Raw genomic sequence first — 11,618 nt, 5'->3', positions numbered from 1 at the left:
TTGACGACGACATGAGCCAATAGCGCCAGCGTCAGTCCGGAAAGCCGAACGGCCTCCGGCTTAAGAGCGAGGCCAAGCATAACGTTCCGATCATGGCGGTCAATCTACCCACGACTGCGCCAAATATTCCAACAAGAATCATGAGCGATGCTGGTGGGTACCCCGCGTATGCGCGCGGGTACTCCCGCCTGTGTACCTCAGAGTAGGTAGGTCACAGTCCCTGTCTTCAGCGGTGCGTGCGCCAAGTCGGTTATTCTGACTGAAAGCAGGATGATGACAACGGATCGCCGTAACACATTCTACGAACTCCTCAGCTCGGGTCTGATAGAGCAAAGTCTTTCGAGGCCTTTCATTTAGCCTCCTTGCGATCGCGCTGAGCTTGGCCTGGCTAAACAGGGACATGTCGGTGGCAGGCGGAAGATACTGGCACAGCATCCATCTCTGCTAAATGATTAGAGTGTTGCACCGATCGGCTGAAGCAGGCGGAGCTTCTCAACGTGCGGGGCGCCTTTCAATTGCTCGAGGTGCAGAGGAAACAGCTAAGGGAAGAGGATCAGAAGCCCGCCTCCATGTTCGGAGCTTTTCGGCTGCAGTCTCGATCTGTTCCACCAATGATCAGCGCTCAGGCGTCCGAACGACCTTGCCGATCAATGCAGGGCTCCATGGCGTAGCTATAAAGGTCCGGAAGCAGCATTGACCGAGCAGTTACTGAGGCTGACGCCGGCCACGCAATCGCAACAGGTCCGCGGGATTGTGATCAGCTTGGGAGCAACCAATGCTGAAGGGATAAAAGTGGCTCCACGAGCCAGGCGGGGCGACCTCTCACCGAGGCTCCCAGCGTTCCATCTCGCCCGCGGCTATCAGGACACAATGCTGCTCGTTTCAAGCTGACGCAATGGAGGCACAGAGCTCCGGAGATTGCCGGTCTCTCGTCGAGGGAGACGGAATACAATGAGCGGAGCCGCGATGTGACGCTGGCGGTGAGCGCGACCGAGAGTTAAGTGAACGGACCACCGAAGAGCGGATCAACACGCGTATAGGGCTTGCGAATTGCGCAATTGGCCGGTCCGCCGGAGTTTTTCGCCTTCCTCAACCGATCATTGTCCTGGCGCTCGGTCTGGTAGTACTCCCAAAGAGCGTAGATCATCACCCATGTTCTTCGACAGCCCGCGGGCCGGATTGATTATCTTGAATGAACCACGATGACGGCCTTCAAACAGGAGCCAACATGGCGAATAAGGACGCGGAAAATCAGACCGCGAACCGCGGCCCGTCGCTCGCGGTCATCGGTTGCGGTTACTGGGGTTCGAAACACATCCGTGTCGGCTGCGATATACGCGACGCAAGGATGGTGATGGCCGTCGATCCTCGCCCTGACAGATTGGAGTATATCCGTTCACAATATCCTTCTGTCGCCTTTTCGCGCGATATCGGCGCGGTACTGAATAATCCTTCTATAGACGGGGTCATTGTCGCCACCCCTGTGCACACGCACTTTGAATTGGCGCGGGCGGTGCTCCAAGCCGGAAAGCACGCGCTCGTCGAGAAGCCGATGGCCATGACGAGCGCGCAATGCCGCGAGTTGAATGCGATCGCCGAAGAGCGCAAGCGTGTGCTAATGGTCGGGCACACGTTCGAGTACCACCCGGCGGTCGGCGTTATGCGCCAGATGATCCAGAGCGGCTCTCTTGGCGAGCTCTACTACATTGATTCGCGGCGCCTGAATCTTGGTCTCTACCGGCAGGACGCCAATGTCCTTTGGGACTTGGCCCCGCACGACCTCTCGATCATCTTCTGCTTGCTGGAAGAGGTCCCTCAAACCATCGGCGCCTGGGGGTGCGCGCACGTTCTGCCCAACGTTGAGGATGTTGTTTACGCCAAGATGGGCTTCAAGAGCGGCCCGACCGCCCATGTGCATGTTTCCTGGTTGGACCCGGTTAAGGTTCGGCAGATCACTGTCGTCGGAAGCGATGCGATGCTGGTGTTCGACGACGTGCAGCCGTCCGAGAAAGTGCGCGTTTACCAGAAGCGATTCAGGCCGCGGATCGACGGCGACTCCTATGCCGACTTCCAGTCGGCCTATCATCACGGCGACGTGCATATTCCCGCGATATCCAGCAGCGAACCGCTGAAACTCGAGATACTCGACTTCGTCAACGCGATCATGACCGGGGAACGGCCACGCGCGGACGCAATGCACGCACTGCGCGTTGTCGAAGCGCTCGAGGCGGCATCGGCGTGTCTACGGCTCAAGCACAAACACCGTAGCAACGGTAAGGATCAACGGATATTTCGGCGGCGGAACATGCCGGCGGGAGGTCCCGAAATTGCTGTCGCATGAAGCCACGCGACGGAAGGCGACCCCGCGGGAATTCGGCAAACGGGCGCTCGACGTCGCGATCTGCGTTCTCGCGATCCCGATGCTGGCCCTCGTCTCCACGGCGGTGTGGATAGCAATCCATCTCGATAGTCCAGGACCAGCGCTATTTCGCCAACGTCGGATCGGACGAGACGAGAAGCCGTTCACCTGCTTCAAATTTAGGACACTCCGCCATAACGCCGACGACAACGTCCATCGCGAGGCGATCCGGCGGGCTTGGGCGAATGAACCCCTCTCGAACGACCCCGCCGCCCCATACAAGCTGACAGACGATCCTCGCGTGACGCGCGTGGGACGGTGGCTGCGGAGAACCAGCCTCGACGAGCTGCCCCAATTCCTCAACGTGTTGCGGGGCGAAATGAGCATCGTCGGTCCACGGCCGGCGATTCCTTATGAGCTCGAATACTTCAGTGACTGGCACCATACGCGTCACATTGTGAAGCCCGGAATAACCGGACTTTGCCAGGTGCGCGGTCGGGGTCGTGTCAGCCCGGAGGTGATGCTCGAGATGGACGTCGAATATGCAATGAACTGGACCTTATGGACCGACCTGAAGTTGATTGCCCTGACGTTTCCAGTGGTGCTGCGGGGGCACGGTGCCCGATGACGTTCTCAAGAAGCAAAGACGGATTCTCGTGAGGTTCGCAAAATGCACATTCCGTTTGTCGATCTCAAAGCGCAATATGAGACGCTGAAAGATGAGGTGGCCGAAGCAATTCGGGGCGTTCTCGACTCCGCGCAGTACATAGGCGGCGAGGCGCTTGCCTCGTTCGAAAGAGATTTCGCCGCGTATTGCCAGGTGCGCCATGCGCGCGGTGTGGCGAACGGAACGGACGCGATTCATCTGGCGCTGCGGGCCTTGGGTATTGGTCACGGTGACGACGTGATTACAACCGCCCACACCTTCATTGCCACCGCTGCCGCGATCTTGGCGACGGGAGCGCGGCCCGTGTTGGTCGATATCGATCCGGACACTTACACGATCGATCCCAAAATGATCGAGCGCGCCTTGACGGATCGTACAAGAGCGATCATCGCAGTCCACCTCTTCGGGCAGCCGGCTGACATGGGTCCAATCAATGACATCGCACGGCGGCGCGGACTCTATGTACTAGAAGACGCGGCCCAGGCGCACGGGGCGGAATATCAGGGGGTCCGAACCGGCGCGCTCGGCGATATCGCATGTTTCTCGTTTTATCCGGCGAAGAACCTTGGGGCTTATGGCGACGGCGGAGCGGTCACCACCAACAGTGCCGCGATCGCCGAGCGGATCGAACGACTGCGCGACCACGGTCGAACCACCCATTACAGCCACGCCGAGGTCGGGTTCAACAGCCGGCTCGACGCTCTCCAGGCGGCGGTCCTGCAGATCAAGCTCCGGCGCCTGGATGAATGGAACACCAATCGGCGGCGCGCCGCGGAGTGGTACGCCGCGGAGTTGGCGGAGTCGGGGATCAAGACGCCGTTCGTTCGAAAGGGGTCGACGCACGTCTACCACTTGTATGTGATCGACACGAACGACCGTGACGCAATGCGGAATGAGCTCGAAGAGGCCGGCGTGGCGACCGGGATCCACTATCCGTTGCCCCTCCACCTGCAGCCTGCTCTCGTCCATCTCGGTTACAGGCAGGGCGACTTGCCGTGCTGCGAAACGTTGGCCGCGCGATCATTGTCCCTGCCCATGTTCCCGGAGCTCACACGCGACCAGGTGCTCCGCATCGCCGCGATTGCACGCGCTGCGGCTGAGCGGGACAGTCACGAGAAATTGCAGCCGAAGTCAATGTTTTCGCCCGCCGCGCTTCGCGCGGATGGCGGGAGCGCGTGGCGATGATTCGAATTAGCGCATGGGCGGAGGTCGAGACCGAGGCGATCGGTGCGGACGTGGCGATCGCCGAGTTCGCCGTCGTGCGGCCTGATGTTACGATTGCCAACCGCGTGGTCATTCACCCGCATGTCGTGATCGAGAGCGGCGCAAGAGTCGGGGACAACGTCGAAATCTTTCCGGGAGCCTATATCGGCAAGGCGGCCAAGGGAGCCGGCGCGTTGTCGCTCGCGCCGCGTTTCGAGGCGTGGGTCGATATCGGCGCCGACTGTTCTATCGGGCCGCACGCGGTGATTTTCTATGACGTCTCGCTCGATGGTTCCTACCAAGTGTGGAGCGAACACAATCGTGTGGATCCTCGGCGTCACCAACATGTATCAAGATCCTAATTTTGGTTGAGCGCTGGGACTGCGGTGATAACGGTCGGGTGATGGAATGCTGAATTCGTCAAGGCCTGCGATCAGGGTCCTGCATATAACCGACACGTTGGGCTCCGGGGGGAAGGAGCGACAACTGATTGAATTGTTGCGCGGGTTCAACAAAATAGATGGGTTCGTTAACGAGCTGGTCGTTCTTTCAGATACCATCCACTACGATGAGGTTGGGACACTGGGAATAAAGATACACATCTTCAGAAGAAGCCGAAAATGGGATTTCCGTATTTTCGAAAAGCTGTATGGCGTGGCGAAACGCTACCGGCCGAATATAATATACTCCTGGGAGTCGATGTGCTCGGTGTATGCGTCACCAATTGCGTTGTTATTCGGATCGGCTTTGATCAATGGGATGATACGATACGCACCGCTCGTTTTGAATTTGAAAGATCAAGCGTACCGACGTTTACTTCTGACAGCTCCATTTTCAACGGTAATCTTGGCGAACTCATTGGCGGGACTTAGAGCCTTTAGAGTTGATGGACAAAAAGGTCTTTGCATACACAACGGTTTCAATTTTAACAGAATAAGCGATCTTCCTGACGTCAACGCAGTCAAGCGTTCGTTGGAGATAAGAACCAGCCATGTGGTCGGTATGATCGCGAGATTCCATCGACAGAAGGATTACAGTACGTTCTTTAAAGCGGCAAAATTGCTGTGCAGCGAGCGGAAGGACATTACATTCGTTGCTGTCGGTGAGGGACCGGATCTGGAAAGCTTCAGGGAGCGTCTGAAGAGCGACAGTCAGGCGAATATACGCATTCTAGGAGTCAGCAAACGGGTCGAAGAAATCGTCAAAACGTTTTCCGTCGGAGTCTTGGTAACGGACACAAGATACCACGGAGAGGGAATAGCTAATGCAATTCTGGAGTACATGGCGCTGGAAAAGCCGGTCATAGCCACAGACGCAGCTGGCAATCGCGAAATCGTCAAGGACGGGGAGAATGGATTCCTAATTCCATTCGGAGATGAAAATGCACTGGCGTTGCGGATAAGGGAAATTGTCGACCGTCCTGACGTTGGAAGCGCGTTCGGTCGGGCAGGACGGGCGCTCGTGGAGCAGAAGTTCGGGATTGAGCAAATGGTGCAGAAGCACGTAGAACTCTTTCGGCGATTGGCAAGTGGGAATAGAGCGCTTTGAAGTTTGATTGCGAGATGGGGCCTCAAGTTGATCGAACGGTCATATTCGGAGGCTGCTGAAAGGTTATTGGTCGCTATGTGCGGGATTGCAGGAGTGTTCGGCGCGTGACATTGCGAATGCGATTGCGCATCCGCGGACCAGACGGTGAGGGGGTGGATTGATGCAGCGATTGGCGTCGGGATTTCACGCCGCCGACTTGCCATAATTGACGTAGGTAAGGCCGGAGTGCAGCCCATGATGTCGGCAGATTGGCGTGGGTCGTGAGTTACAATGGCGAGATATATAATGCGGATGAAATTCGCCTTCTTTCCTTCGAGGCGTGGTTGATAGCGAATTATCAGGCGGTCGCCATTTGGAGACTACAAGGAGCAAGCCGCGATGATGGTTCTGCATGTGACGGGCGCATACCCTACTAAACAGAATCCGTCTGAGGGAGTTTTCATCCGCACTCAGGTGGAGTCGCTGGCGAAGCTTGGGATTGATGTCGATGTTTGCCTGCTCAAGGGCACTGGCATTGGCAAATATATCAAGGGCATTGCTGAAGTGCGGAAGGCTGTGCGCTCGCGGGAGTACGATATCGTTCACGCGCACTATATGTACTCAGGCTGGACTGCCAGATTAGCTACTGCCCTGCCACTCGTTGTGTCTTTTATGGGCAACGACGTATATGGAGATTGCAGCGAGTGGGGAGAGTATCGATCCTCCAATCGAGTGTTGCACGGACTATTCTCCCGTTTATTGTCGTACGCGACGGCTCACAATATTGCGAAGAGTGCCGGTCTTGCAAAGTATCTCCGCGCCAAAACAACGTCGATTATCTCCAATGGAGTGGATCTTGATATCTTCTATCCCAGGACGGTCGCTAAGCGCGAAGTGGGTCTGAAGGAAGACGAGCGGCACGTTCTATTTGCAGGCAGGCCCTCAGCAGGGGGTTATAAGAGATATCCGCTCGCCGAAGCCGCTTTTGAGTTGGTTCGAAAGTCAAATCCATCTGCCAAATTGGTCACTCTTGATAAGAGACCTCAACAGGAAGTCGCGCGATTCCTGAACGCCGTCGATTGTTTGCTGCTTACATCCGCCCATGAGGGTTCTCCGAACATTGTCAAAGAAGCTCTTGCCTGCAATCTGCCGATTGTTTCCGTCGATGTTGGCGACGTGGCCGAGCGAATTGGAGAGTTCGAAGGATGTTACATCGTGCCTGACGAACCGGCATTTATCGCGGAAGCTGTCGCGAAGGTACTGGTCCGTGGAAAGCGTCTTTCCGGCGCTTATGCCGCGGTCGATGAAATTTCGCTCGCGAAGATCGGCAGGCGAATACAATCTTTGTACGAGCACGTTCTCTCCTGAAGCTGCCGGAGGGGAGAGGTTGGCGCGGGGCGCGTGGATGAGGATCGTTGTCGCTGATAAACAATTTCTACCATGTCGCTCCGCATCGCTTCAAAGCGCGCAAATTTGACTGGCTTGCTCGGGCTGCTGCCAACAGCACGACCACCCCAGAGGCCTTCGCCTTGCGGCGCCACGCGAAAAGTGGCGACAACAGCCGCACAGGGGCTCGCCGTGGGAACTTCGAAGCTTCTTGGAATCTCATGGGAGAAGAAGTCAAAGCTTAGCGGGACGAGGGCTTCTACTTATCCGCGCGTGTTGAGTATACGCCATTAAGGGTATTCCAGAAACCGCCATTGCTCGCGTAAGTCACGCTGATGCCCTTTTCAGCGAGGATCCTTCCCTCCATCGGCCACGGCCAAAGTGGCGTTTGGGTCAATGTGCCATTGACGTATTGATGAATGATATTGGCACCGATGTCCGAGCCTCCAGATCCTGCGCCCTTGAGGGGTGAGCGCGCGGGCACGAAAAAGTAGGCGCCGGTTCCGAAGGTGTTGCTGTCGTAGCCCGGGTTGATGGTTTGATCACCGGACTTTAAGGCGATGCCATTATCACCGTTGCCCCAAAAATCGACGTAGCTATGGGTGGCGCTTGAAACGACCGCGGTTGTGTTGCTGAGCATGACGGAGTTGCTGAGTAAGGGCGAGCCGACCGCGCCAAATTGGTTGAGCCCAACTTTGTTGTTTACAAATACTGCGTTGGTGATGATCCCTGTGTTGGTATTGTAATTCCACGTCAAGCCATCGCCGTAGGGGCGCGTCGTAAACTGTGGGCATGCTGGGTTGACGGGAATGGAGAAGTAATTGTCCTTCATGTACGTGCCAGCACTAGCCGACTCGTTCTCCCAATGACCTTCACAGTTATTGTAAAAGATGGACCCAAGAATGGTCATGTTGTTGGCCGGATAATTGATGGCATCATCGGTGGTGTGCCAAAGCGATGTGTAGTAATTGTCGTCAACCTGAGTGGGGATCGCGTTGGTGCCGATGACATTCTCCAGGCTCACATTGCTTGCGCCATACACGGCAAAGGGCGCGCGCGGGGCGGGGCCAAAGGTAGTGATTCCCTCCCAAAAAGCCCAATCTCGTCTGAACGTGACGTAACTGGAATGATAAGCGACAAACTTGTACCTGCCTCTTCCCCAAGCAGCGCAATCCTCGACCAGAATGTTGGTTTGCGGGTACTCAATGTTGAAGACGTGGTGGTTATCAGCGCCCGCATTGTAAGCAGTGATCCGTCGCAGAGTAATATGGTCGTTGTTTTGCCCGCCGCGGCCTCCTCCATAAACATGGACCACGCTGGCTGAGGAATTGCGCGCGACAAAGCCTTGAAGAGTCAAATAGGAACTTCCGGTAATAAAGATCGGCTCTGCAGTGCCTCCAGAGTCGAAAACAGCTTTGCCGTCGTTGGCAGCTTTGAGAGCAATAGGAGCGGTCGCGGTTCCTTTCAGCGCCGTGCCGTTCGCTGGGTTAATGTACAATTGGTAATAGGTGCCGTCGTTGAAAATGAGCGTGTCTCCGGGCTTTAGTACGCTTAGTTTTGCCGAAATGTTGTCTCCGGGATTTACAGAATACGTGACACCGAACGCTGCGGTCGAAGCAATCATTGAGGGCAAAAACAAAATGGCTAGGAACAAGAAGACACGTTGACCACATGCCCACAGCAAGTGCAGCAGAGTGATAGAAGGGGATTTCCAACCAACAACCGGTCCAAACGGTCCCGCGCCGCGGGTACATTTCGTGTTCGCTGGAGGCCACGCTCCCCTACTGACCACAAAGTCCACGTCCGAATAGCCCGTGACAGCGGCGACGTTGGCCGACGCGAACAAGTGAAAGCGAGTGATTAAGTTCCGATAATTGGACGTGCGCATGGGTCTACTAGGTGCTCGCTGGGGAGCTACTCGCTGCCACCCCGCTTGGAGACTCGTTTAAGGCGTTGCGCCTGTTGATGCAGAGGATGTTTACGTCGCGTTCGCGGGCGATGCGGATCCATTGCTCCAGCAGGACGACACTGAATAATATCTTGTGGTGGTCGGCCCGGCCCGCCGCGTGGTCACGCAGCATGGATTGCACCGCAGCCGGCTCCAAGAACCGGTAGACCTGTGACTGCGGATCGGCCAGGTATTGCCGGATCCGTCCGTCGAGGGATTGGCGGAGCCACCCATCGACCACATTCACTGCAAATCCGCGCTTCTTGCGATGGACGATTTCCGACGACAACAGCCGCTTGCTCACTTCGCGATGAAGCCACTTGCGAACGCCATGACGCACCTTGAAGGACGCGCCCAATTGCTGGACGTGCTCGGCCACTTCGCGATCGAGGTAGGGTACGCGAACCTCGAGGGCGTGCGCCATGGACAGCTTGTCGCCATACATGAGCAGTTCGTCCGGTAGCGACGAGCGCAGCTCGAGTAACTGAAAGGCGTTCAGGTCGTCCAGGTTCTCGAAGGCCGGCCGGTATTCCTCCCAGCAGCGGGCGGCCACGGTGGCTTCGCCATCGGCGATCAGCTCGGGGCGAAAAAGCCCCTGCATCGCGTTGTCCGATACGAGGGAGAATACCTGCTGAAAACGACGAAGCCGGTCGGGCTCGTGCAGCGAGTAAAGCCCACGCTTGACCGTATCGTTCCGCGGGAGGGCGCGCGCGAGTGCGGCACTGGGTGTCTGCAACCAGCCGGGCAGCGCGCGCCAGGTGGCGCCATAGTGCACGCCAAGGTGTCGGGTGTATCCGCCGAACAGCTCATCCGGCCCCTGGCCGATGAGCGCCACCTTCACGTTTTCACGGGCCCGCTGGCAGACGAAGTACATCGGCACGATCGACGACGAGGCGACCGGTTCTTCGAGGACGTTCACGACGCGGGGCAGGACGTCTTCAAACGTTTCCCGGGTGAGGCGAACCGTATTGTGCTTGGCCCCGTAGGTCCGGGCCGTTTTAGCGGCATCCTCGAGCTCATCATCGGCGAACGAGGATCCATACCCGACGCTGAATGTGTGCCAGTCGCGGCCATAGAAGCTCATCAGCGCGAGCAACAGGCCCGAATCCAGGCCGCCGCTGAGCAGCAGTCCGAGCGGAACGTCGCTGATGAGATGCCGCTTCATGGCCGCCTTGTAGAGCTCGATCAATTTCTCCGCCGCCTCCTCCGGGCGGGGCTGCGGGGCGAATGGCACCGGAGCGAACTGGTAGTAGCGCGAGACGTGCACCTGCCCGTTTTCGGCAACGAGTTTTTCACCCGCGGCGAGCTTGTGGATGCCCTTGAATATCGTGCGCGGGGCGGGCGTGTAGCGATAGCGCAGAAAAAGAGCGACGGCCTCGGGATCAATGCCCGGCGGCTCGCCGAGAGCAATGCGGACCGGCCGGATCTCCGAACCAAAGGCCAGCGATCCGTTGTGGATTGCGTAGTAGACCGGCTTGATGCCCATCGGATCGCGCGCCAACAGCAGCCGGCGCTTTTTCACGTCCCAGATGGCGAGGCCGAACATGCCGTTGAAGCGGTTCAGCACGGCGTCACCCCACTGCTTGTAGCCGTGCACGATCACCTCGGTGTCGCAGTTGGAACGAAACACGTGGCCGTGCCCCTGCAACTCCCGCCGGAGCTGCTGATAGTTGTAGATCTCCCCGTTGAAGACCACCCACACCGTCTGGGCTTGGTCGAACATCGGTTGGTGGCCGGCGGGTGACAGATCGATGATCGCCAGGCGGCGGAAACCCAGGCCGAGATTCCCGTCCAAATGCTGGCCGGCATCGTCGGGGCCGCGGTGGATGATGGTGCCCATCATCGCTTCGATGGTGGAAGCGCTGACGGGCGCACCGCTGCCGAAGTTAAACTGCCCGCAAATGCCACACACGATGGAGTCCTTTCAGCGCGACCTGGTGACTCGGTGACTAGTCGAGACTGCAGCCGATGCCAAAACGATCCCCCACCAGGCCAAGCGCTTCTGGCAAGAGACGCCGCAGTGCGGCAACTAGAACCTTGGCAGCAAGCAGCAGCTCCACCGAAAGCTCCGTTTTCTCAACAGTCCGGCTCGCGCCCGTCCGCTCTTTCGACTCGAGGACGCGGTCTGCCGCGACCCCAGTTCCTACCCGAAGGTGAAGCCAGCTGCACATGCAATTAAGTATCATGTGTGTTGGGCGGGACTGGCCCGCCCTCGAGCGGCTTTGCTATACCGAGCTAGACCATCACTGAGGACACGACCCGTTTCCCGGGCTTATCGATCAGCGCCAAGAATTTAGCGGTTGCGACGCGGTGATTTCGCGCTGCTCATGGTTAGGGGGTAGTCCTCAATAGTGCGCTCTCCACTGGGCTGGTTGTAATAAGAAAGTCGAGCGCTAGTGACGCAAGCCGGCCTGTTGGCGGCAGAGAGAGGGATTCGTGTCGGTTCTGGTCCAGCCAGCGTTCGAGACGAGGGAATGCTTAGATAGAAAACAGATGCAACAAACCGACCCTGAGGCGCTCCTGTCACT

At 57.6% G+C, this 11,618-nt stretch carries 8 protein-coding genes; 6 read left to right on the top strand and 2 right to left on the bottom strand.

All coding sequences use genetic code 11. The features are described from left to right. Positions 1 to 1,228: 1,228 nt before the first annotated feature. The 6 genes from QA649_RS29350 (at position 1,229) to QA649_RS29325 (ending at position 7,124) form a co-directional block, all read left to right on the top strand. A complete protein-coding gene (locus QA649_RS29350; protein WP_283020242.1) occupies positions 1,229 to 2,341 on the top strand; it encodes a Gfo/Idh/MocA family oxidoreductase in 1,113 nt (370 codons plus the stop codon). After that, complete coding sequence (locus QA649_RS29345; protein WP_283020241.1) at positions 2,328 to 2,987, top strand: sugar transferase; 660 nt, start codon at positions 2,328 to 2,330, stop codon at positions 2,985 to 2,987. Before QA649_RS29350 ends, QA649_RS29345 begins: the two co-directional genes overlap by 14 nt. Positions 2,988 to 3,029: 42 nt before the next feature. Then, positions 3,030 to 4,211 carry a DegT/DnrJ/EryC1/StrS family aminotransferase gene (locus QA649_RS29340; protein ID WP_283020240.1) on the top strand — a complete coding sequence of 394 codons (1,182 nt, stop codon included), beginning with the start codon at positions 3,030 to 3,032 and terminating at the stop codon, positions 4,209 to 4,211. Further along, a complete protein-coding gene (locus QA649_RS29335; protein ID WP_283020239.1) occupies positions 4,208 to 4,591 on the top strand; it encodes a hypothetical protein in 384 nt (127 codons plus the stop codon). Before QA649_RS29340 ends, QA649_RS29335 begins: the two co-directional genes overlap by 4 nt. Before the next feature lie 46 nt (positions 4,592 to 4,637). After that, positions 4,638 to 5,777, top strand: coding sequence for a glycosyltransferase (locus QA649_RS29330; RefSeq protein WP_283020238.1), 1,140 nt, complete (start codon positions 4,638 to 4,640; stop codon positions 5,775 to 5,777). Positions 5,778 to 6,155: 378 nt separating this feature from the next. Then, the gene (locus QA649_RS29325) at positions 6,156 to 7,124 is read left to right on the top strand and encodes a glycosyltransferase (protein WP_283020237.1); all 969 of its coding nucleotides are present in this window, start codon (positions 6,156 to 6,158) and stop codon (positions 7,122 to 7,124) included. A 277-nt stretch (positions 7,125 to 7,401) separates the two neighbouring features. On the opposite strand, the gene QA649_RS29320 is transcribed toward QA649_RS29325, so the two are convergent. Then, positions 7,402 to 8,796 (bottom strand): hypothetical protein, encoded by a 1,395-nt coding sequence (locus QA649_RS29320; RefSeq protein ID WP_283020236.1) that lies wholly within the window; start codon positions 8,794 to 8,796, stop codon positions 7,402 to 7,404. Between the two features lie 241 nt (positions 8,797 to 9,037). Continuing rightward, a complete protein-coding gene (asnB, locus tag QA649_RS29315; RefSeq protein WP_283020235.1) occupies positions 9,038 to 11,002 on the bottom strand; it encodes an asparagine synthase (glutamine-hydrolyzing) in 1,965 nt (654 codons plus the stop codon). Positions 11,003 to 11,618 lie beyond the last annotated feature (616 nt).

The sequence above is a fragment of the Bradyrhizobium sp. CB1717 genome, from assembly GCF_029714325.1.
In the GTDB taxonomy this organism is placed as follows: Bacteria; Pseudomonadota; Alphaproteobacteria; order Rhizobiales; family Xanthobacteraceae; genus Bradyrhizobium.
The sequence above is the reverse complement of the archived record's forward strand: the minus strand, read 5'-3'. Positions and strand labels throughout refer to the sequence as shown.

Bases quoted from the DNA above. Each gene is read 5' to 3' on its own strand.
- QA649_RS29350 (WP_283020242.1), top strand. From the start codon at position 1,229: ATGGCGAATAAGGACGCGGAAAATCAGACCGCGAACCGCGGCCCGTCG.
- QA649_RS29340 (WP_283020240.1), top strand. From the start codon at position 3,030: ATGCACATTCCGTTTGTCGATCTCAAAGCGCAATATGAGACGCTGAAA.
- QA649_RS29335 (WP_283020239.1), top strand. From the start codon at position 4,208: ATGATTCGAATTAGCGCATGGGCGGAGGTCGAGACCGAGGCGATCGGT.
- QA649_RS29330 (WP_283020238.1), top strand. From the start codon at position 4,638: ATGCTGAATTCGTCAAGGCCTGCGATCAGGGTCCTGCATATAACCGAC.
- QA649_RS29325 (WP_283020237.1), top strand. From the start codon at position 6,156: ATGATGGTTCTGCATGTGACGGGCGCATACCCTACTAAACAGAATCCG.